The following is a 22,739-nucleotide window of genomic DNA, read 5'->3' on the forward strand; positions in this document are numbered from 1 at the left end:
TTGATCCAAAAGCCCTGAAGCCCTGAGCAATAATGTGGACATGGATTATGCGTTGAGGGATTATGCGTTCGCCACCAGCTCAGCCAGACAGCGCTCAACCACATCTAACCCTTCGTTGATCGTCGACAAATCGGTGGTCAGCGCCGGCAGGAAACGGATCACGTTACCACGCACCCCGCAAGAGAGCAGGATCACCCCGGCCAGATTCGCCGTTTCAACCAGCGCTTTGGTCAGCTCTGGCGCTGGTGTATTCCCCTCACCCGGAACCACCAGCTCCATGGCCACCATGGCTCCCAAGGCACGGACATCCCCAATTTCGGCATAGCGCTGTTGCATGTCTTGCAGACGCTTTGACATCACCTCGCCGATCGCTAGTGCCTTGTCGCACAGCTGCTCTTCATCAATGATCTTGAGCACTTCAAGTGCCGCCACGCAGGCCAGTGGCGAACCGGCATAGGTGCCGCCAAGACCACCCGGCGCCGCGGCGTCCATGATCTCTGCCTTCCCGACCAGGGCGGACAGCGGGAAGCCCCCGGCAATCCCCTTCGCCATGGTGATCAAGTCCGGCTCAATCCCCAGATATTCGCTGGCGAACAACTTCCCGGTCCGGGCAAAGCCGGTCTGGATTTCATCGGCAATTAGCACGGTGCCATGTTGATCACACAGCTGACGCAGCGCCTGGGCAAATGCCGGCGGAGCCTGATAGAAACCGCCCTCACCCTGAACCGGCTCGAAGATAATCGCAGCCACGCGCGTCGGCTCAATGTCCGCGGCAAACAGATCCGTAATCCCCTTCAGGCTCTCTTCCACACTGATCCCGTGGTATGCGTTCGGATACGGCACACGGTAAATTTCATTCGGGAACGGACCAAACCCTGCTTTGTAAGGAGCCACTTTACCGGTCAGCCCCATGGTCATATTGGTCCGGCCATGAAAGCCGCCCTTAAAGGCAATCACGCCACTGCGCCCGGTGTGGGCTCTGGCTACTTTAATCGCATTTTCGACCGCTTCGGCACCTGTGGTGACGAACATCGCCTTTTTGGCGGTCTCTCCCGGGACGCGCTCAGTCAGTTGCTCCGCCAGCTCAACAAACGACGGATACGGGGTGACCATGGCACAGGTATGCGAGAACTGGTCCAGTTGCGCTTTAACCGCGTTGACAATCCGCGGATGAGAATGACCGGTGTTATTGACCGCAATCCCCGAGGCGAAGTCGATATAGCGACGGCCTTCGATGTCCCAGACGTAGGCATTTTCTGCTTTTTCGACGTAAATCGGACTCAGATTGCCCATCCCACGGGCAATCACCTGCTGTTTACGCTGTTGCCATGATTGATTCGTTGTCATGTGATTTGCTTCCTTATAAAAAACTGAACAACTATTGCTTATTCCAAACCGCCAAAGCAGAGATATTTAATATCCAGATATTCGTCGATCCCCTGTTTGGCCCCTTCACGGCCAATCCCGGACTGCTTCACCCCACCAAACGGTGCGACTTCCGTTGAGATAATCCCTTCATTGATCCCAACCATGCCGTATTCCAGCGCTTCGGCGACGTGCCAGATCCGGCCAATATCGCGGCTGTAGAAATAGCTCGCCAGGCCATAAATGGTGTCATTGGCCATCTGCACCAGCTCTTCGTCGCTGCGGAATCGGATCACCGGGGCGACCGGACCAAAAATCTCTTCCGAGACAATCGCCATATTCTGAGTCACGTTCGTCAGCACTGTCGGCGCAACAAACAGGCCCGGCTGCGGCTGATCCCCACAGGCAACCGACGCGCCCTGCTGCTTGGCCTGTTCAATCAGCTGCAAGATATTTTCTTTGGCTTTTTCTTCAATCACCGGCCCAATCGCAACCCCAGCTTCCAAACCATTCCCGATCTTCAGGTCCTTCACTGCGGCGACGAACTTATCAACGAAGGCATCATAAACATGGTCGTGAACATAGAAACGGTTGGCGCAAACGCAGGTTTGCCCAGCGTTGCGGAATTTCGAGGCAATCGCCCCTTCCACGGCCTTATCGAGATCCGCATCGTCAAAGACGATAAACGGTGCATTCCCGCCCAGTTCCATCGACGTGCGCTTCACATCGTGAGCGCATTGTTCCAGCAGCAGGCGTCCGACCTGGGTCGAGCCGGTAAAAGACAGCTTACGAATTTTCGAATGCGTGCAGAACACTTCCCCAATCATCCGGCTTGACGGGTTCACCACCAGGATCAACAGATCCCGCGGAATACCGGCCTGATACGCCAGCTCAGCCGAAGCCAGCGCTGACAGCGGTGTCTGGTTGGCAGGTTTGGCAATAAAGCTACACCCGGCGGCCAGTGCAGGCGCAGCTTTACGGGTGATCATCGCAATCGGGAAATTCCACGGCGTGATCGCGGCGGCCACCCCAACTGGCTGCTTAATGGTCGCAATCCGGCGATCGCCCATCGGTGCCGGAATGGTCTCGCCGTAAGTGCGCTTCGCTTCTTCAGCGAACCACTCAATAAATGAGGCGCCGTAGGCCACTTCACCCATCGACTCTTTCAGCGGTTTCCCTTGCTCCAGGGTCATCAACCGGGCCAGATCCTGCTGGTTATCCATCATCAATTGATACCAGCGGCGCAGCACTGCTGAGCGCGCTTTGGCCGTCTGTTTCTGCCACAGCTTCTGGGCGGCATGCGAACGTTCGACCGCCGCCTCAATTTCCTCGCGAGACTGCGTTGGCACATGCCCGACGACCTCACCGTTCGCCGGATTGGTCACCGCCAGGCTGGTTTCTGAAGGCTCGCACATAAAAGCAAGCAGCGAGCGATTGTTAATCTGTTCCATGGTGTTTCCTCATTGCTCTGTCAGCCGGTCGTTCAGGCCCGGCTGACCGGAATCTGTTGTGTAATACAGTGAATATTGCCGCCGCCCAGTAACACTTCCCGGGTCGGGATCCCAATGATTCGCCAGTCAGGCAAAGCCGCCTGCAACACGGCTTTCGCGGCTTCATCGGTACGCGGATCCAGCAGCGGGAAAATCACCGTTCGGTTAATCATCAGGAAATTACAGTAGGAGGCTGCCAGCCTTTCCCCGGCCTGACGCTTCATCCCCTGACTGGCTTCAATCCCGGCCGCTTCTGATTCACTCAAATACAGCGGCCCCGGCATCGGCAGTTTGTGAACTTTTACAGTTTGGCCACGGGCGTCCGGTTCGGCGATTAATGCCGCATAAGCCTGGCGCGAAATCTCATACTGCGGATCCGTAGGATCGTCCGTCCAGGTCAGTACGACTTCGCCCGGTGCAATCACATGAAGCAGGTTATCGACATGCCCATTGGTTTCATCGTTATAAAGCCCACGCGGGATCCAGATGATCTTTTCAATATTCAGGTATTCCGCCAGCTGCTGCGCCAGCGCTTCACGGGTCAGGTGCGGATTGCGGTTCTCATGCAGCAAGCACTCTTCCGTGACATAAAGCGTGCCCTCTCCATCACTATGGATGGCCCCACCTTCGAGGACAAAAGGCGCCTGGTAGTGATCCACACCCAGCAGTTTGCTGACCTTCACCGCCACCCGATCATCCTGCTCCCAGGGAGAGTATAGACCGCTGTGATGGCCGCCCCAGGCATTGAACCGCCAGCTGACCGTCCGGAGTTCACCGTGGTCGTTGAGCAATGCTGTCGGTCCGATGTCCCGCATCCAGGCATCGTTGTAGGCCATTTCAACCACGGTGATCGCCTCCCCCAGTACGGCACGCGCTTGCGCATATTGTGCCGCTGTGACCACCACCGTGACGGCGACAACCTGACTCAACACTTCCGCAATTTCAGCAAAGACCCGTTGCGCCGGTTTTGCCCCGTCACGCCAGTTATCCGGCCGCTCCGGCCAGGCCAGCCAGACCGCCTGCTGGGGTTGAAATTCAGCCGGAAAGTAAAAGCCGTCTTGTTTCGGCGTCCCTGCTTGTTCCATGTTTCAACTCCGTGTCTTCCGTGCGCTTACTTACCGGTCAGCGAATTGAGTGCGCCATACAGATCCGGGCGGCGATCGCGGAACAGCCCCCAGCTGTAACGCTCCTGCGCGGTCTGCGCGAGATCGATTTCGGCAAAGATTGTGGTTTCGACGTCGCGCTCGGCCTCGGCAATTTTCCCGCCTTTATGGTCGGTAATAAAAGATGAGCCATAAAACACCGTTTCAATCCCGTCGTCGGTTTCTACACCCGTGCGGTTTGCGGCAATCACCGGCACCAGGTTTGCTGCCGAATGGCCCTGCATGGTGCGTTGCCAGTGATCCCGAGAATCCAGGGTTGGATCCTGCGGTTCACTGCCGATCGCAGTCGGATAAAAAATCGCTTCGGCACCAGCCAGAGCCAGACTCCGTGCCAACTCGGGGAACCATTGATCCCAGCAGATCCCGGCGCCAAAGGTGCCGTATTTGGTTTTCCAGACCTTAAACCCGGTGTCTCCCGGACTGAAGTAGAACTTCTCGCTGTAACCCGGGCCATCCGGGATATGGGATTTGCGATAATTCTCCAGTACAGTGCCGTCGGCATCAATCATCACCAGAGAGTTGAAGAAGCTGTTGCCGGCTTTTTCAAAATAGCTGACCGGCAGCACCACATTGCACTCGCGAGCCAGCTCACTCATGTGACGGATCAGTTGACTGGTCGCCGTTTCTTCCGCCAGGACGAAGTATTTCGCTTCCTGTTTCTTACAAAAATACGGGGCAGCGAACAGTTCCTGCAAAACGATGACCTGCGCCCCTTTTTCTGCGGCATCTTTCACCGCCCGGGTGATTTTTTTCAGGTTGTCGTCCAGATCCCAGCTAATCGCCAACTGTACGGCAGCAAATTTCACAGTCCTTGACATGATTTCTCCTTGTGGTGCCCGGTTAAATCGCCAGTTTATCGCGCAAGTTGTAGTAAGCGGCGCCAATCGCCGTGAGCGGAATTTGCAGATGACGCCCGCCCGGGAATGCCAGGTGGGTCAGCGAGGCAAAGGCATCAAAGCGCTCGGTATTGCCCTGGAAGGCTTCCGCCAGCAGTTTTCCGGCCAGGTGCGTACAAGTGACGCCATGGCCGCTGTAACCTTGCAGGTAGTAAATGTTGTTGCTGAAGTGGCCAAATTGCGGCATCCGGGAATAGGTCAGCAGAAAATTACCGCTCCAGGCGTAATCGAGTTTGATCCCTTTCAGCTGCGGGAAGACCTTTTCCATCTTCGGCCGAATTTCACGCTCGATGGAGGCCGGTTCACGGGCACCGTACACCACCCCGCCCCCAAACAGCATGCGGTTGTCCGCCGTGAGACGGAAATAATCCAGCAGGTAGTTGCAATCCTCGACACAGTAGCGCTGCGGCAGCAACTCGTCGGCAAGATCCTGAGACAACGGTTCCGTGGCAATCACCTGGGTGCCGCACGGAATGGCTTTGTTGGTGACATTGGGTGCCAGATCGCCCAGATAAGCGTTCCCGGCCAACACCAGATACTGAGCCTTCACGGAACCATGTTCAGTATGGGCGACAGGCTTGGCCCCTTTCTCTATTCGAGTGACCGCTGAATGTTCGAAAATCTGGCCGCCCAGGCTGACGATTGCAGCGGCTTCACCCAAGGCCAGGTTCAGCGGATGAATATGACCGCCGGTCATATCTAACAAGCCGCCTTGATATACATCCGTGCCGACACAGCTTTTCAGTTCTTCGCCATCCAGCAGCGTCAATTCGGTGTGCCCATAACGCTCCCAGTTCTGCTTATGATGTTTCAGCGCTTCGAACTGCTTGTGGTTCAGTGCGGTAAACAAGCCCCCGGCACGGTGATCACAATCGATATTGTATTGTTCAATGCGCTGACGAATGATGTCACCGCCTTCAAAAATCATGTTGCACAGGGCCTGCGCGGTCTTTTTGTCATAACGCTTTTCAATCACGTCCACGTCGCGGCTGTAGCTGTTGACGATCTGGCCGCCATTGCGCCCCGTGGCGCCGTAGCCAACTTTGACACTTTCCAGGATCACCACCTTGAATCCCTGCTCGACCAAATGCAGGCCCGCAGACAAGCCGCTGAACCCTGCGCCGACGATGCAAACGTCACACTCCAGGTCCTGACGCAGGACCGGATAGTCTTCCTTGTTGTTCGCCGTTGCCGCGTAGTAAGAATCGACATGCTTGCTCATTTGCTCACTCCTTTGATGATGATTCCAGACAGATCCAGGTTGTCTTCAGTTCCGTAAATTTTTCCAGCGCGTGAAGGGATTTATCGCGGCCATTCCCGCTTTGCTTATAGCCGCCGAACGGGACGGTCATATCGCCTTCGTTGTAGTTATTGACCCAAACCGATCCCGCTCGCAGTTGTTTGGCCACCCGGTGCACCCGATCCAGATCGGAGCTCCACAGCGCAGCGCCGAGGCCGTATGGGGAATCGTTGGCAATCGCGATCGCTTCTTCCTCAGTACGAAACGGGATCACACACAGAACCGGGCCAAAAATCTCTTCGCGGGCAACGGTCATGTCATTGCTGACCTGCTCCAGGATCACCGGGGCAACAAAAGCGCCGGTTCCTTCAACGTCACCACCACAGCGTTTCACGGCACCGTCAGCTTCCCCGGTCGCCACATAATCCAGCACGGTCTGTTTATGACCCTCATCAATGAGCGCGCCCATCCGGGTGGCCGGATCCAGCGGATCACCCGGGGTAAACGCTTTCGCGGCTTCCTGCACCATGCGAACGAACTGATCTTGAATACTTTCATGAACCAGCAGGCGGGTGGCGGCAACACACACCTCGCCCTGGTTATAGAAACAGCCGGCTGCGGTCTGTTCGGCTGCTTTTTTCAGGTTTTTATAATCCGGGAAAACGATATTGGCGTTTTTGCCGCCGGCTTCCGCCCACACCCGCTTCATATTCGACTCACCAGCGCTGATCATCAGCTGGCGGGCAATTCGGGTTGAGCCGGTAAAGGTGATGCAATCCACATCGGCATGGCGGGCTAACGCATCACCAACTTCGAGACCAAAGCCAGGCAACACCTGAAAAACACCGGCGGGCAGACCAGCCTGATTGGCCAGTTGACCCAGGTAAATCGCAGTGAGCGGCGATTTTTCTGAGGGTTTTAGGATGACACTGTTGCCTGCCGCCAGTGCCGGGCCAAGTTTCCAGCAAGCCAGTAGCAACGGGAAGTTCCAGGGCACCACGGCGGCAACCACACCAATCGGCTCATGCTGGATATGGGCATGCACATCCGGGCCGGTACAGGCAACTTCGCCGTACACTTTATCGATCGCTTCAGCATAAAAGCGGATCGCATTGGCGGCGCCGGGAATATCGGCACTTAAACTATGGCTGATCGGCTTGCCGGTATCTAACGTTTCCAGCAGCGCCAAGGTGTCCCGATGCTGTTCAATCAGTGAGGAAAACTGGAGTAATACTGTTTTTTTCTGCGCTGGTGCTAAATGACGCCAGTCACCACGATGAAATGCGCTTTTGGCCAGCTCAACTGCCGCATCCGCATCCGCGGCTTTACAGCGGGCAACCTGGGCCAGCGTTTCGCCGGTGGCCGGGTTGATCGTCGCAAAGCTGCTGTGATCTGCTGCCGACTGGTAGCTGCCGTTGATATATGCTCGTGACTCTATGACCAGCTCATTTTTTCGCTCTATCCATTGCTGTTTCGTGATCATCCCTTTTTCCTCAACGCTGCAAGCGCTAGAAGCTTGCCGGTGTGTGTGCACTGATCAAGCGACATACCTGATCCGTGCGATTGGTAAATTTGTGAGGAATGCTGGTATCAAACAGGTAACCTTCACCTTGCCTGATCACATAAGTCTCCTTGCCCAGGGTGAGTTCAATTTCTCCCTCAAGCACAGTGCCAGCTTCTTCCCCTTCATGTTTAATGGATTTTAATCCGGTACTGCTGTGCGGTTGATACTCCTCAATGAGAAAGCCCATCCGCCGATTCTCCCGGCCGTCACACACCAGTTTCATGGAAACCGACTCATTGCCGATTTCGATAAACTGGGTCGGTTGAATCACCACCGACGGCTTGATGCTCGGCTCATCACTGGTGAAAAACTCCGACAGTGACATTGAAAATACATTGACGATTTTTTGCAGCGAACTCACTGACGGGCTGACTTTGTCGTTCTCAATTGATGAGATCGCGCTGTGCGTGATATCAGCCCGCTCTGCCAGCTCCCGCTGTGACAAATTATGTAACTTGCGAAGCCTCGCAACCTTGGCGCCGATTTGCTGTTTTTCCATTTCTTTTTTCCTTAAGGGCTTGGGCCGCTTGAATAAAGTGGCTAAACAGCAATTCTGACATAAATAATTCTGTTGCGAACCATTCGGGGTGCCATTGCACGCCGATAAAGTAAGGGTGGTTTGGCAAACTGAACGCTTCGATGAGTCCGTCAGGGGCAACCGCCTCAATCTTCAGGGCTGGCGCCAGTGTTTCAACCCCCTGCCCGTGTAATGAATTCACCGATACCGAACGCGTCTCACCCAGCCAGCTTGCAAAATGCCCACCCGGACAAATCTCAAGCGAATGACTGACCGCGTATTTCACACTGAAATCGGGATCATTCGGCTCCCGATGGTCCAGTGCATTTGATTTGCAATGCACTTGCGGGTGCAGGGTTCCGCCGAGCGCAACATTCATTTCCTGAAAGCCGCGGCATATCCCCAGCACAGGAATGGCCAGTGCAGCACATTGGCGGATGATGGACAGCGCCAGCTGATCGCGACCCGGATCCTGTTTCGGCTCATCATGGTCGGCCCCGTAATGTTGTGGTGCCACATTACTGTGGCTGCCCGGCAGGAGAACGCCATCAACCGTTGCCAGTATTTGATCTAAGTCCGCCTCATCACTGCCGGCAGGGATTAACACAGGAAGGCCGCCAAAGTCTCTGATTGCATTGAGATAAAACTCATTAACGGACTGAACATCGTAGCCCCCAACTTGCTTTTGACAACAGACAACGGCAATCAGTTGTTTCGTGCTCATTCCTTTCACCCTTTGTTCGATTTAATTGACAAAACCTTAGCCAAGCAAAAACAGACTGGCAACAATAAAAAACACAAATCGAACAATAAGAGCCCATTTCGGTGACTTAACGCACAAAAGATACCTTTTGCGCATTGAAACGTTAAAAATATCGAGCTATAGGTTAATACCATGTTAAATAAATCCGCCACAACCGGAGCGAATCAACATGGAAGACTCGATACAGGACGTTCAAAATTTCATACAAACATGGCCAGATGTTCGATATATCGACCTATTATTTTATGACCTCAATGCATCTCCCCGCGGAAAACGCATCCCGATAGAGGCGGCGAAGAAACTGGCACGCGGCATTTACTTACCGGTTTCGAACAACTCGCTGAGCGTGACCGGCAGCGTGGTCGAAAGCGCCGGGCTGGGGGAAGCCCTGGGCGAACCGGATCATCTCTGTCATTTGATACCGGGCTCGCTGCGTCCCGGACTCAATCCGGAAGTCGGACAGGCGCAACTGCAGATGATGGCCCAGGACGATGCCACCCCCTGCCCCTATGAAGCACGAAATGTTCTGTTGAACATTGTCTCCCGGCTTCATGCCCGCCAGCAATTCCCGGTGGTTGCGCTGGAACTAGAGTTTTATCTAATTGATAAAAAACGAGATCCCAATGGTCAGATTCAGCCGCCCATCAACCCGGCGACAGAGCAACGTGAAGCCAACTGCGACGTCTACAACGTTGATAACCTGGATGACTACGACGCCTTCCTTACCGATGTCAATGAAGCCGCGAAGCAACAAAACCTCAACACCGACGGGGCGCTGGCAGAATCGGCACCGGGACAGTTTGAGCTGAACTTTTTCCACCAGCAGGATGTGGTCGCCGCCTGCGACCAACTGCTGAGTGCCAAGCGGATCATCCGTCAGGCGGCCCAAAAGCACGGGTTTGACGTGACGTTTATGGCCAAGCCTTTTGCAGATCAGGCCGGCAGCGGTCAGCACATTCATCTGAGCGTCCTGGATGAACACGGTCGAAACCGATTCTCTTCACCTGCCGGTGAACCCAGCGCTTTCTTCTATCAGACCATCGCCGCCATGCTCAACATGATGCCGGAGACCATCGCGCTACTGTGTCCGAACGTGAATTCCTACCGTCGGTTCGCCAAAGGGATGTTCACCCCGACCCTGGTCAACTGGGGACACAATCACCGTGGTGTTGCTTTGCGGGTACCGAAAAGTGATGCCAACAACCGTCGGCTTGAACACCGGATCGCCGGGGCTGACGTCAATCCCTATATTCTGGCCGCGGTTGTCTTGTCGGGCGTGCTGCATGCCGAGCACCTCACTCCGGAAGCCTGCCCGGCACCGGCCAGCCCGGATGCCCAGGAACTGCCAACACGGATGTCTGACGCGCTGGACAGGATGGCGCACAGTGAGGTTTTGACCTCATATTTCGGAAAGGAATTTCTTGATTTGTATTTAGCATGCAAACAAAGTGAGTTGGTTGAATTTGAGCAATTCATCACCCCGCTTGAAGTTGAATGGATGCTTCACTCTGCGTAACCCAATTAAAGGACTAATTCGATGACAACAGAAACAACTTCATTATCCCCCTCAGGCGGAATAACCTTTCAGCGCTTAAGCGTAATGACCCTGGTGCTTGCCATCCTGGCCGGCTTTATCATCATCGGTAACCTGCATGAGCCCGACACCCCCTACGGTTGGTACAGCCTGTTACCAACTACCGTGGTGCTCGCCTTTGCACTGTTAACGCACCGAACCGTCGAGGCGCTGTTTGCCGGGGCCATTGTCGGCTTGCTGATGGTAGAGCCGACGGAGATTGTCGGCAACGTGGTCGATATTTCTCTCGCTGTCATGATGGATGAAACCATCGGCTGGATTATTCTGGTCTGCGGCCTGATGGGCGGCCTGATCACCATGCTGGAAAAAGGCGGCAGTATTCTGTCATTCAGTGAAGCCCTGGTGACCCGGGTGAAGAGTCGCCGCCAATCGATGGTCCTTACTTTTCTGCTGGGTATTCTGATTTTCATTGATGATTATCTCAATGCCATCGCCATTTCTTCCTCGATGAAGCGGATCACCGACAGCTACAAAATTTCCCGGGAAAAATTGGCCTACCTGGTGGATTCCACGGCCGCGCCGATTTGTATCCTGGTACCGATTTCTACCTGGGCAATTTTCTTTGCTTCCCTGCTCGAAGCCAACCACATCACCGAATCCGGCAACGGCCTGACGAGCTATATTTCTGCGATACCCTACATGGCCTATGGCTGGGTCACCCTGATTATTGTGTTTCTGGTTGCCATGCAAAAGTTGCCGGATCTCGGCGCAATGAAAAAGGCTGAGCAACGCGCTGCCCAAGGCCAGACTAAACCGGACGGTGCAGAAGATATTGATTTCGGGGCGGATATCAAAAAGCATCCCAACAGCCTGATGGGGATCATGAACTTCATCCTACCCATGGTGGTCTTGGTTGCAGCTAGTTGGTTCTACGATATCGACCTGCTGGCCGGCGTGTTCGTCGCCATCCTATTCACCATTTTCTTATATGGTGTGCAGAATCTGCTGCCGATGGACGCGATGTTTGATGCGATCTACGAAGGGATCAAAATCATGCTGCTGCCACTGGCGACCGTGATCGGTGGCTTCATGCTTAAATCCGTCAACGACCAAATCGGCCTGACCCAGTACGTGATTGAGTCCGTGGCGCCGATTCTGTCGCCGCAGCTGTTACCTGCAATCGTGTTCGTGATTCTAACCATGCTGGTGTTTGCCACGGCATCTTCCTGGGGGCTGTTTGCCGTCGCAATGCCGATTGTCTTCCCACTGGCGCAGCAGTTAGATGTCTCAATGCCACTGGTGATCGGCGCGATCATCTCCTCAGCCGCGGCCGGAAGTCATTCCTGCTTTTTCAGTGACTCGACTGTCCTGTCGGCCCAAGGCAGTGGTTGTACAGCGATGCAACATGCCATCACGCAGGCACCTTACGCATTGATTGGGATTATTCTGACCACGGTGTTTTTCCTGGTCGTCGGCTAAAGCGCGGGGTAAATCAAACCGCTTTAATATCAAAACGGTCAAACAACCAAGCCACGAAATCGGGCTTTCGAGCCCGTTTTTCATTTTGGTTTAAAGTCCGGGAGCGCCCGACATCAACGGGGTGGCCGCAGCCATGCCCAGCCGATAGCCGGCCTGAAGTTTGTCCGGATCTGTGGTTGTACGCCCGACCGAAAATTCCGGCGGCGGAGCAATGACCGTCAGTTCGCAATCTGCAGGCGGCTGATTGATAAAGGCAATCGCCTGATTGTACCGCTCGGCCCGACGCAGCATAGCCTCCGCGAGTTTAGGTGTGTCGCGAAACAGCGCGTTGATCAACCACGGATGCCGCACCGGCGACTTCTGATAACCCAGCGGTCTGGACAGCACCACAGTAATTTTTCTTGCGCCCATCTCATAGGCTTTGATCACCGGAATGGAATCGGCCACACCGCCATCGGTCATCGGCATCCCGTCAATGACCGGAAAATTGCGATACGCCAGTGGGATGGAACAGGAGGCTTTGAGTAATTCATTGAGGTTTTCTGCCGTCGCCTGTACATAAGCGGCGTCCCCGGTTTCCACGGCTGTGGTGACCACATACAGCGGAATCGGCTGAGCGATCAGTGTTGGCGTATCGAGGCGAATTTCACGCAGCGTGATGTCCCACAACCAATCCAGATCAAACCAATGCCCGCCACGCAAAAAACGTCGGAAGCTAATGAACTCAGGTCGGCAGGAATAGTCAGTGATCACCGTACGGTTACGCCCCCGTTGGCCCGCCAACCAGGCGGCCAAATTCGTCGAGCCGGCTGACACCCCGAGACAGATATCAAAAGGCCGATACTGATAATCCAGAAAAGCATCCAGAACGCCGGCAGCGAAAATGCCGCGCATGGCACCCCCTTCCACCACCAGCGCCGAATCGGGTGTATGCTGTTGTAATTCTTGTGCCAACATCACTGTGAATTCTCCTTTAAGATACAACATCATAGGATACAAACCTGACTCCCGGCTAAACGAGTGTGCTGCGCTCGGATCAAAACGGCCCCGATCATCAACCAGGGCCGTCACCGTTGCCGAAAGTTACCACTTAGTTTTTCGACTTGAGGTATTTCACGTGCGCTTCCATCTCTTCACCGATTTCTTTGCGCATATTCATCAATTTAATCGCAGAATCCCGCAGTAGCTTGTCTTCGTCCGTTGTCGGCACCCACTCCGGCACCGGACTTGGATTTCCGACTTCATCAACCGCCACCATAATCACAATACAGTGCGTGGTTAGACGACGCTCTAGGTTTTTCGGATCACTGGCCTGGACATCAATCGCGATATGCATTGATGTCCGGCCGGTATAAATAACTTTGGCACTGACCTCAACCAGATTGCCTACATGGATTGGCGCGACAAAACGGATCCCCCCGGCGTAGGCCGTAATGCAATATTTCCCACTCCAGCCCGCAGAACACGCGTACGCCGCTAAGTCGATCCACTTCATTACGGCGCCACCATGCACCTTACCGCCAAAGTTGACGTCACCCGGTTCAGCCAGAAATCTCAGTGTTACTTCTCGTTGTTTTTTGCTCATGCCTACACACTCCCTGGCTGCTTCTTTGTCTTTGATTATTGCCTCTGAATTTCAATCACGAGAGACATCAATAAACATAACGACTGGCGAAAAGAAAAGGCAAGCGCTATTTCATGACCGGATAAAAAAAAGCGCCCTGTGAGCGAGGCGCTATAAGAGAAATGAAAGCGTGAGATTTATGGTGCGTACTGCGATGATTGCGCCAACTGGTGCTCAAGCGCTTCTAGTTGTTGTTTTAAGCTCTCTGTCTCAGCGAGCAATTTTTCTTTTTCAGCCTTCAGGCCAGCCAACTGCTGTTCGCTTTGTGAAACCTGTAGATCGTATCTCTCTTGGATCGTATTCAATTCTTCTTTTAATGCGGCATGTTCCGCCAGACTCGTTTCCAGTTCAGCTTTCAACTTCCGCTGGGCTCGTTGTGCCGTGTTCTTTGCTTTGGTTGCTTTATCCGCTTCAGCCTTCACTTGCTCATGTTGTGCTTCTTTCTCTGACAACGCCTCTGCAAGGGCCGATTTTTCCAGATTAAATTGTTTTTGCATCCGCGACAGCAGTTGTTCCTGTTTGCTCAGCTCATCCTGAAGCGCATATTCCTTTGGAGATCCCAGCCCCACTGCCGCTCGCCACTGACTCGTCGCAGAGCGGGTCAGGTTATCCAACAGATCGAACGGAAAACATAACTGAGGTTCAGACGTTTTCTGTTGCTGTTTTACCCCCTGATCCAATGCTTCGAGCACGTTCAGGGTTTGCTGGTAAGTCCCTTTGATCGACTCTCTGGCTTGAGCCACCATGACACCTTCGAGCTGCTTGGCTGACTGAAACACCCATTGGGTTTGAAAATGAAAATAATCTTCGGGTTTCAGTGGCATCCAGTTCAAGTACGGACTGCTGTTCGGGTTACTGCTCATTCAAGATCTCCTGATAAGTGTTTAAAACGCTACATGAAAAATAGACTAAGAATATGTACAAAGCGTAAATTTTCACGGCACATTCTCAACCGGCAAGATTTCATGTTGAGCAATAACAATGTAGCAAGCGCAGCCTCTCACCGAATGACGAACTCATGTCAGAATGGTGACAGTGCAATAAACCTTCTACTCAGAAGCTCCCTTCAGATCTTTCATGTCCTATCAACTGTCTCCCCGGTACGCCATCGAAAGCTAAACTTTGCAATGACATCAGACGCATTTCGGGCGATATCCTATGCCCTGCGGGTCAGGGCATAGGCAAAGACAGTTAGCCAACTGATATTGTTTTATTTTCAGTCGCTTAGATTATCCATATATCGATGACTGTAAAGCGTCATGCGATAAATGGTGAATTATCCAGATAAATGGAATATATGGTGATAAGTGACAAAATAGGAACGTCAGACTCGAGTCTCAGCTGTCATCAATTTGCTATTTATGGCCGCTAAGCTGAATTCAATATTCACGACGCCCCCAATGGAATGAAGCCTCTTAAACGCTATCAATATGAACGATATGCCATTCTCTGCAAACTTGCCTATCCGCCGACATTCGATCACACCATTTATGGTTTCAGCGCCAACGGACGATATGAGATCACTGATCGCTGGGGCAGAACCATCATTCGGGTACTTTGGGGAGATAAGAAAGAAGTGGTCGTGGTGTTCAAAGGTTCGCAAAACCTCTGGGACTGGCTACTCAATATGGCTTGCCTGCCCAAACAACAGACAAAACACCAACGCCGCTACTATATTCACTGGGGATACCATTTCTTACTGTCACAAAAAAGCAAGCGTCACCGTCCATATCAGGCACCGCCCGATCTGTTTGAATCACAGTGTATCGAACTGAGTCAGGCCAGTGATCAACTGCAGTTCGGGGATCTGTCGGTTTATCAACATATCGAAAAAGTAGTCACGCCGCTGATTGCTGCAGGTAAAAAAGTCACCTTCACTGGACACTCTTCCGGTGGTGCCATGGCAATCCTGGTCGCGGATCGCCTGTCCGCCAGTTACCCGGATGCGATCAAGCGTGTGGTCACTTTCGGGCAACCTGCCGCCGGGTTAAGAAGCTTTAAACGTCATTATCAGCTCAACCATTGCACATACCGGATCTGCTGCGACTTAGATATCGTGACGTTTTTACCACCCATCCCCTTTATGTACTGGCATGTGGGGAAGCTCCTCTGGCTGCATGAAGGCCGGATCTACGAGAACTCTTCCACCCCTTACCGGCTGTATAAGTCCCTGATCAGCTGGCTTCTTCGTCCCGTCACTTATCATTACATGCGAAAGTACATCCGGAACAAAGACTTCTTTGATAAGCACTAACCTGATTCAACCGGGGGTTACATCTGCTTGAATAACCCTTGGGCATTACGGCTGACGGCCAGTTTCTCATGGCCGCCGGCCAGGTAAACAAACATTTTCCCGGTAAAATCACGTTTCACCCGTTCGATTGCTTCCACCCGGACAATCGTTGCACGGTGGATCTGCCAGAACATATCCGGATCCAGTTGTTTGATCAGCTCTTTCAGTGGGGTGCGAATGATGTATTCCCCATCGCGTGTATATACACTGACATACTTGTCTTCAGCCCTGAGGTAAGTCACATCGTCAACGGAAACCAAACTGATTTCATCGCCCTTACTGGCCCTGATCCAGCGTAACCATGGGTTTATCGGAGACTGCATTTTCGACATCAGACGTTCAATGGATGCAATGGCACCGGCCGTGCCCTGTCCTTGTCCGGCATGGTATAAACGAACATGGTTTTTCAGCCGTTCACACGTTTGTACCAGACGCTTCTCATGTAACGGTTTCAGTAAGTAATCGAATGCGTGTGCCTCAAACGCCTGTACCGCGTATTCATCATATGCGGTGATGAACACGATTACCGGCACCGTCTCCATTTCCTTCAGGGCTCTGGCAACGGCAATCCCGTCAATGCCGGGCATCCGAATATCAAGAAACACCACATCCGGCTGCAAAGCATGGATTTTCGCCAATGCCGCCGTCCCGTCCGACTCGTTGGCGACCACATCCAATTCCGGCCAGACGTCGCCCAGTACAGATTTCAGATGATGGCGCAGTAATGGCTCATCATCGGCAATAAGTGCGGTTAACGCTCGTGTCATAGTCCATCTCCGGGAATCAGTTCAATTTTGCTAATCACACCACCACGCTCCGATGAAGCGATCGATAACGAAGCCTGGCTGCCATACAGCGCTTTCAGACGCTGGCGAATATTATCCAAACTCAGCCCATTCCCTTTATGAAGGGATTTCCCGCCCAGCCCGGCACCATCATCTTCAACGCAAATCTGTAACCGCCCTTGAACACCTGACAAGGACACCACGACTTCCCCGCCAGCCGGACAAGGCTCGATACCATGACAAACTGCGTTTTCAACCAAAGGTTGCAACAAATGTGGCGGGATATGCCAGCAGGGATCGACGTCGGGCGCAACGACGAACCGATACCGAAGCCGCTCGCCCAAACGAATGGATTGGATCTCCAGATAGGCTTCCAGTAATTCGATCTCATCTTCCAGTTTGATCTGATCACGGCGACTTTTTTTGAGACTGATGCGGAGCAGTTCGGTTAAGCGTAGTAACAAGGACTGCGCTTTCTTGGGGTCAGCATCGATCAACACCTGGAGGTTTGCCAGGGTATTAAACAGAAAATGAGGTTCGATCTGACTTTGCAGCACTTTCAGTTGACTGACCACCAGCGCCTTTTCATGTTCAGCCTGTACCAGTTGTACCTGACGCAGCTGATGCTTATACAACAAGGCCTTCTCACGGCAATAGAAGAAATAATAAATACAGCTGGAAAAAAACAGTGCAAAGGAGACCAAAAACAGGACTTCCGCAACTTCCCCCTGGCGCTGGAGCCAAACAAGCCATAACAGGGCGTGTAAGGTGCCCAACACGATTGTCACAGAAATGACGACGACAGAGTGAGTCAAAGTCCGCCACATCGGAAAGTAAGTACGGACAAAAAAGCTAATTAAGTTACAGACCGTGCCATAACCCAACGCGATGATCAGGTGGTAATTAAAATCTCCCCCTTTCAAGATATAGGTGATACAGGCTATCCCGACACACAACACCAAACTGATGGCCATATCCCAGGAAGTAAATCTGTATCTCTCCTTGCTCTGCATGACTGCCACACAGACTCCTGCAATACATTATGAAATCGGTTGATTATATAGTGGTCGCCACCGGGAGTAAAACATCGCAGCCCCCGCATCGCCATTTCAGCGGTGCTACAACAGAAAGTAGAGACTCATCAAACGATTAAGTTCTGTCACCTGAATCATTGAAGATTGCCTGAATGTTAAAAAATCAGCTAAAAAATAGTCAATCAACCCGGGTTTAATACCTTCCGGGGCCAAGATAGGGTATGGTGGAATGAAACGCGGATAATGAACAGAAAATATGCAGTCACAGATTGAACAGCTGATTAACTCGAAAAATCAATGGATGGCCAGCCATATCACAGAGGCCGAATTTCCGACCCCGCAGAGCCAGGAAGGACTGACAATCTACCAGGCGCAGCAAGCGACTGGATCCTGCCAGCTGATTACTGATCGTGACGACACGCCTTTATCCTTACTTTCCATTTATCCTGTCGACTGCCACCCGTTAACGATTCGCTTCTCGATGATCAGAGCCAGTCAGTGGTCTGGTGCGCATGGGCAAGAAGCCGTCATTGAGTATCTGACACAAATCATGCTGGAAGCGGATAGCCAGGCGCAGCTGTTCGTCGGGTTTCATCAAGGGAAACCTGCGGCCACGGGTATGATCTTCAACGGTCATGAGGCATTATCCGAGCTGGCACTCATCAGTGACGTCTGTGCCCGACCGGGCGAGAACCATTCGGCGCTCGTTGCCGAAATGACCCGATTTTTAGCGCAGAAAATTCATGCGCGGCAACGCCAACCCATCCTGCACACACCACAGTCGCCAGACTGAAGCAATCCGTTCGTCTTTATCACAAGTGAACGGTTAGAAAACCCGGATCAGGTTGTCGGTACCAATCGCCTTACCGCAATCACTTGAACGAGAATAAATCAAAAGGGAGCCATTTTGGCTCCCTTTTTGCGACGACTGGTGCTCAATTATTGTGACACGGTCACTAACGCATGCGCCAGGTAGTCAATCTGCTGCTCACGCAAGCCGGCAATATTAATCCGGCCGTCACCGACAGCGTAAATTGCAAACTCATCACGGAGTCGTGCGATTTGCTCCGGGCTCAGCCCGGTTACTGAGAACATCCCTTTGTGTTGCTCAATAAAATTAAACGCGTCTGTGCCTTGCGCACGAACCGCCTGGGTCAAACCCGCACGCAAACTCACCATACGCGCCTGCATCTGAGAAAGCTCTTCACGCCAGGTCGCCGTCAGCGCATCATCGGTAAGAATCGTTGCGACTAAGGCTGCACCGTGATCCGGCGGCATGGTATAAGTTGAACGAGCAAGATTTAAAATACGCCCTTTCGCTTTCTGGGCCTCTTTTAAACTATCGCTAATCACAATAGCAGCCCCGGTCCGCTCACGGTAAAGGCCGAAGTTCTTCGAACAAGAGGTCGCAATCACCATCTCTTCCGTATGGTCGGCCATATATTTCAAGCCCGCTACATCCTGCTCCAGACCATCGCCAAATCCCTGGTAGGCGATATCCACAAACGGCATAAAACCATTTTTGTTGGCCAGGGCTGTGATCGCCTGCCAGTCTTCAAATGCAATATCAGCCCCGGTTGGGTTGTGACAACATCCGTGCAGCAGCACCACATCTTTCGGCCCGGCCTTTGCCAGCGCGGCTAACATGGCCTCGCGGTTCACCTGTTTAGACACGCGATCAAAATACGGATAATACTTCACCTTCAAACCCGCAGCTTCCATGACCGGCTTGTGGTTGACATAGCTGGGATCAGAGATCCACACCGTCGTATCCGGTTGTGCCAGACGCATTAAATCGGCCAGCATACGTAAAGCCCCGCTGGCCCCGGGCGTTTGTACACCAGCCGCACGTTGGTGCGCTGATGTATTGGTCAGCAGCAGATCCATCATCGCCTGGTTAAACGTCTCATTCCCTGCCAGGCCGACATAAGCCTTGGTCGTCTGGGTCTCTATCACCTTCTGCTGTGCCTGTTGAACCGCATGCATGATTGGCGTTTCACCCTGGCTGTTGCGATAAACCCCGATCCCTAAATCCATTTTCTCGGCTCGCGTATCCTCACGATAAGCGATAGAAAGGGACAAAATGGGATCCAATTGTGCTTCAGTAAGCTGCTTAAACATGACTTAAGTTCCATTTAGTGGCTCTGCGTCAGTTCAAATTATCACTTCACTCACAAAAGATCACGATGAAATCATGATATTTATCAAAGCTTTTTTTAGCTTTACACGCTCACTAAATTTGCCAGCCGGCTCTTTCTTGATCTCCGTTAACCTTCCGACACCTTAACTTGCAGTCGCTGGTCAACAGCCTAAATTTATTAATGAAACCGCAGTTTTGTTTTCTGAACAGTCCAATCAGGTGGAAGCAACGATGAAAAACAAAGTCGACGTACGAATTCTGCTAAGCGTTTACGAAAAAATTAAAACACAAGGCACCCCGACGGAGCATGGCGCACAGCTCGAAGGCATTACTTGCACCGAGAGCCAGGATGGTTACTACATCAATTTGTCGGACAGTCATGTAAGCCTAGATATCAATTTTCACAATACCTACCATTTTCACACCATGAATGAAGACCCCGAATCCGTGATTAATCAAACGACCACGGAATTTCATAACAACAATGAAGCGCAGATTGAAGCATTCCTGCAAAAGTTGATGGATTTGGATCAGCGCTACTAACTCATCCTTCATCGGCAAACTTCAACCGGTACTCACCTGACCATTACCTTCACCGCGGCTGACCGAATCAGGCCGGCCGCATAGTTACGCCCGTTATGTGTATAAATATTATGCAAATGATGAAAAATTGACATTCCTCTTACCAACCACACCGCCATTTTACAGATTTCTGACAAGAAGCTAGCAACAAACCAATAAGCTGGATGGCATGAATACGACTGACCATTTATTCAAAAACTAAATCAAAGAACATTCAGTCAATATTCATACACACTGGTTTATGGTCAGTTATCACACGATGGCCCTGAGCCACCGACCGATATCGCATAATTGAGGAAGAGGCCATGCATACTGAACAACTCAGCGCAACAGAGCTTGATTTTGCCATCGCGGCACTGGGTGAGTGTTATCGAAGACTAGACGCGGCGGAGATCACCGCCAAAGAGCTTTCACAGGAAGGCTTTGCGCTGATGTTTAAATCGGCTTATGAAGACATAACCAAACAGCATTAACAATCAAACATGAAAGCTCAGGCATAACCTGAGCTTTATCTTTTTCTAATCAGTTATCCCAATCCCGGTTTTGCAGGACCACGCGATAACCTTCGACATCTTCAAACGTCTTGCCGACACGTTCCCAATACGGGTTATTCGATTCCACAACGGTAAAGCCCGCATCGATCATCCCACGACAGGCACGTTCCCAGACACGACTACAGTCGAGATAAAACACCAGTAAGTTATCCTGCGTTGGGGCACGACCAGTCGTTACACCATGCTGCTGAACAAACTCGATATGGTAGGCATGTCTGGAATGCCCTAACACCACCCCATCAAAACCATCCTGGTCTTTAAACTGTTTCAACATTTCAAAGCCAAGCGCTTTGCTATACATTTCCGTCAGTTGAGATAGGTTATCGGTAGGTCTGACAACACGGAGTGTCGCATCTCTCGGTATCATAGCCGTATTATCCTTTGAATTTCCTTCACACATTTGTTCCCGGCCAATGGACTCGCTTTACCGATAAATACGAAAAGCAACCGGGTTACAACTAAACAACCAGCACAGTTACCAGTTGAATATGACGACATACTTTCACAGCTAATCCCGACACCGTCAAGTCATTAGATAAATTTATCGAAAAAACATGATTTCGCTTACCGCTTCCAGCTCATTATCCCCCAGAATACCAACATCATCGGCACCAACGCCTTAATGTATCACTGTTTAAAGAATGCTTTGATGCCGTATGAACCCCAGCGCGAGGTTTGATGGACCAACTGGGTCTGAGTTCATATTTTTCAACAACTCTTACCGTTAATTTTCACTCTGTTTTGCACGGCAACACGTTATAATGGCGGACCATTCTGGATTCAACGCATATAACGGAAAACCATGAGCAAAGTTTTAACCTTTTTCAAAGGGATGGCCATGGGCGCTGCTGATGTCGTGCCTGGCGTCTCTGGCGGTACCATTGCATTCATTACCGGTATCTATGACACATTACTGGAGAGTATTCGCCGGATTAACCCGAGCTTGATTGGCATCTGGCGCCAACAAGGCTTCAAAGCCGCATTCGAGCATATCAATGGATTGTTCCTGATTGTGCTTTTGTCCGGCATCCTGACCAGTATTTTCACTCTGGCACGTATGATTACCTGGATGCTTCATACCCACCCGATTCCGCTCTGGTCATTCTTCTTTGGACTGATCCTGGTCTCCGTCAATCATATGTTTAAGCAAGTTGCTCAGTGGAAAGCAAATCGTTATATGGCGCTGCTGATGGGAGCGTTATTTGCTTACAGTATTACCGTGCTGCACCCACTGAGCCTGGAACCGACACATTTCAATATTCTGCTTGCCGGCGCCATCGCGATTTGTGCCATGATTCTCCCGGGTATTTCCGGCAGTTTTATCCTGCTGCTCATGGGCATGTACGGGCCGATCCTGGCCGCGGCCAAATCCGTTGACATTGTCACACTCGGCACCTTTGCGATGGGTTGTGTGATTGGCTTACTCAGCTTTTCACACCTGTTGTCCTGGGTACTGCGTCATTACCGTGATTTGACGCTGACTTTCCTGACCGGTCTGATGATTGGCACCCTGAGCAAAATCTGGCCCTGGAAAGAAACCCTCACCTGGCGCACCAACTCAAGCGGAGAACAAGTACCGCTGTTGGAGCAAAACCTGTCACCATTAAATTTTGAGCAGATCACCGGTGAGCCGGCCCTCATCGGCTATGCCGTCGCAGCTATGCTCCTGGGTATCGGTCTGGTCTGGGCACTGGAAAAAGTCGCCGAAGACTAATC

The 22,739-nt window shown here is 52.1% G+C and carries 22 protein-coding genes; 7 read left to right on the forward strand and 15 right to left on the reverse strand.

The window, feature by feature from the left end; translation table 11 throughout:
- Window positions 1–60: 60 nt before the first annotated feature.
- From gabT to VV869_RS13440, 8 genes are read right to left on the reverse strand one after another with little or no spacing between them, the layout of a single operon-like run.
- Window positions 61–1,347 carry a 4-aminobutyrate--2-oxoglutarate transaminase gene (gene gabT, locus VV869_RS13405; protein WP_337735414.1) on the reverse strand — a complete coding sequence of 429 codons (1,287 nt, stop codon included), beginning with the start codon at window positions 1,345–1,347 and terminating at the stop codon, window positions 61–63.
- Window positions 1,348–1,385: 38 nt separating this feature from the next.
- Window positions 1,386–2,816: an NAD-dependent succinate-semialdehyde dehydrogenase gene (locus tag VV869_RS13410; protein WP_337735415.1), complete on the reverse strand. Its 1,431-nt coding sequence runs from the start codon at window positions 2,814–2,816 to the stop codon at window positions 1,386–1,388.
- Between the two features lie 32 nt (window positions 2,817–2,848).
- Window positions 2,849–3,940, reverse strand: coding sequence for an agmatine deiminase (gene aguA, locus VV869_RS13415; protein ID WP_337735416.1), 1,092 nt, complete (start codon window positions 3,938–3,940; stop codon window positions 2,849–2,851).
- Between the two features lie 26 nt (window positions 3,941–3,966).
- On the reverse strand, window positions 3,967–4,836 hold the full coding sequence (aguB, locus tag VV869_RS13420; protein WP_337735417.1) for an N-carbamoylputrescine amidase: 870 nt from the start codon (window positions 4,834–4,836) through the stop codon (window positions 3,967–3,969).
- Between the two features lie 22 nt (window positions 4,837–4,858).
- Entirely contained in the window at window positions 4,859–6,136 is a 1,278-nt protein-coding gene (locus VV869_RS13425; protein ID WP_337735418.1) for an NAD(P)/FAD-dependent oxidoreductase, read from the reverse strand.
- A 4-nt stretch (window positions 6,137–6,140) separates the two neighbouring features.
- Entirely contained in the window at window positions 6,141–7,637 is a 1,497-nt protein-coding gene (locus VV869_RS13430) for an aldehyde dehydrogenase (protein ID WP_337735419.1), read from the reverse strand.
- 25 nt (window positions 7,638–7,662) lie between these two features.
- Window positions 7,663–8,217: an HTH-type transcriptional regulator PuuR gene (puuR, locus tag VV869_RS13435; RefSeq protein ID WP_337735420.1), complete on the reverse strand. Its 555-nt coding sequence runs from the start codon at window positions 8,215–8,217 to the stop codon at window positions 7,663–7,665.
- Window positions 8,165–8,959, reverse strand: a complete 795-nt coding sequence (locus tag VV869_RS13440) for a gamma-glutamyl-gamma-aminobutyrate hydrolase family protein (RefSeq protein ID WP_337735421.1) — start codon at window positions 8,957–8,959, stop codon at window positions 8,165–8,167. The genes puuR and VV869_RS13440 overlap by 53 nt, the downstream gene beginning before the upstream one ends.
- A 208-nt stretch (window positions 8,960–9,167) precedes the next feature.
- Between VV869_RS13440 and VV869_RS13445 the strand changes: the two genes are divergently transcribed.
- Together VV869_RS13445 and VV869_RS13450 are read left to right on the forward strand one after the other, a co-directional pair.
- The gene (locus tag VV869_RS13445; RefSeq protein WP_337735422.1) at window positions 9,168–10,514 is read left to right on the forward strand and encodes a glutamine synthetase family protein; all 1,347 of its coding nucleotides are present in this window, start codon (window positions 9,168–9,170) and stop codon (window positions 10,512–10,514) included.
- 21 nt (window positions 10,515–10,535) lie between these two features.
- The gene (locus tag VV869_RS13450) at window positions 10,536–12,011 is read left to right on the forward strand and encodes a Na+/H+ antiporter NhaC family protein (RefSeq protein ID WP_337735423.1); all 1,476 of its coding nucleotides are present in this window, start codon (window positions 10,536–10,538) and stop codon (window positions 12,009–12,011) included.
- 90 nt (window positions 12,012–12,101) lie between these two features.
- Here the strand turns inward: VV869_RS13450 and VV869_RS13455 are convergent, their stop codons facing one another.
- The 3 genes from VV869_RS13455 to VV869_RS13465 form a co-directional block, all read right to left on the reverse strand.
- A complete protein-coding gene (locus tag VV869_RS13455; protein WP_337735424.1) occupies window positions 12,102–12,968 on the reverse strand; it encodes a patatin-like phospholipase family protein in 867 nt (288 codons plus the stop codon).
- A gap of 133 nt (window positions 12,969–13,101) precedes the next feature.
- The gene (locus tag VV869_RS13460; protein ID WP_337735425.1) at window positions 13,102–13,596 is read right to left on the reverse strand and encodes an acyl-CoA thioesterase; all 495 of its coding nucleotides are present in this window, start codon (window positions 13,594–13,596) and stop codon (window positions 13,102–13,104) included.
- Window positions 13,597–13,772: 176 nt separating this feature from the next.
- Entirely contained in the window at window positions 13,773–14,381 is a 609-nt protein-coding gene (locus tag VV869_RS13465) for a hypothetical protein (protein WP_337735426.1), read from the reverse strand.
- 659 nt (window positions 14,382–15,040) lie between these two features.
- On the opposite strand from VV869_RS13465, the gene VV869_RS13470 reads away from it, so the two are divergent.
- Complete coding sequence (locus VV869_RS13470) at window positions 15,041–15,889, forward strand: lipase family protein (protein WP_337735427.1); 849 nt, start codon at window positions 15,041–15,043, stop codon at window positions 15,887–15,889.
- Between the two features lie 17 nt (window positions 15,890–15,906).
- Here VV869_RS13470 and VV869_RS13475 read toward each other — a convergent pair whose 3' ends face one another.
- The gene (locus VV869_RS13475) at window positions 15,907–16,695 is read right to left on the reverse strand and encodes a LytR/AlgR family response regulator transcription factor (protein WP_337735428.1); all 789 of its coding nucleotides are present in this window, start codon (window positions 16,693–16,695) and stop codon (window positions 15,907–15,909) included.
- On the reverse strand, window positions 16,692–17,726 hold the full coding sequence (locus tag VV869_RS13480) for a sensor histidine kinase (protein ID WP_337735502.1): 1,035 nt from the start codon (window positions 17,724–17,726) through the stop codon (window positions 16,692–16,694). Before VV869_RS13480 ends, VV869_RS13475 begins: the two co-directional genes overlap by 4 nt.
- Before the next feature lie 277 nt (window positions 17,727–18,003).
- Between VV869_RS13480 and VV869_RS13485 the strand changes: the two genes are divergently transcribed.
- A complete protein-coding gene (locus VV869_RS13485; protein WP_337735429.1) occupies window positions 18,004–18,540 on the forward strand; it encodes a hypothetical protein in 537 nt (178 codons plus the stop codon).
- A gap of 146 nt (window positions 18,541–18,686) precedes the next feature.
- Here VV869_RS13485 and VV869_RS13490 read toward each other — a convergent pair whose 3' ends face one another.
- Window positions 18,687–19,868 (reverse strand): amino acid aminotransferase, encoded by a 1,182-nt coding sequence (locus VV869_RS13490; RefSeq protein WP_337735430.1) that lies wholly within the window; start codon window positions 19,866–19,868, stop codon window positions 18,687–18,689.
- Window positions 19,869–20,118: 250 nt separating this feature from the next.
- On the opposite strand from VV869_RS13490, the gene VV869_RS13495 reads away from it, so the two are divergent.
- On the forward strand, window positions 20,119–20,430 hold the full coding sequence (locus VV869_RS13495; protein ID WP_337735431.1) for a DUF3081 family protein: 312 nt from the start codon (window positions 20,119–20,121) through the stop codon (window positions 20,428–20,430).
- 344 nt (window positions 20,431–20,774) lie between these two features.
- Window positions 20,775–20,942, forward strand: a complete 168-nt coding sequence (locus VV869_RS13500) for a hypothetical protein (RefSeq protein ID WP_337735432.1) — start codon at window positions 20,775–20,777, stop codon at window positions 20,940–20,942.
- 49 nt (window positions 20,943–20,991) lie between these two features.
- Here the strand turns inward: VV869_RS13500 and VV869_RS13505 are convergent, their stop codons facing one another.
- Complete coding sequence (locus VV869_RS13505) at window positions 20,992–21,390, reverse strand: VOC family protein (protein ID WP_337735433.1); 399 nt, start codon at window positions 21,388–21,390, stop codon at window positions 20,992–20,994.
- 435 nt (window positions 21,391–21,825) lie between these two features.
- Here VV869_RS13505 and VV869_RS13510 point away from each other — a divergent pair, with 435 nt between their 5' ends.
- Window positions 21,826–22,737: a DUF368 domain-containing protein gene (locus VV869_RS13510; RefSeq protein WP_337735434.1), complete on the forward strand. Its 912-nt coding sequence runs from the start codon at window positions 21,826–21,828 to the stop codon at window positions 22,735–22,737.
- Window positions 22,738–22,739: the final 2 nt, after the last annotated feature.

This window comes from Photobacterium sp. MCCC 1A19761, from assembly GCF_037389125.1.
Lineage (GTDB): Bacteria > Pseudomonadota > Gammaproteobacteria > Enterobacterales > Vibrionaceae > Photobacterium.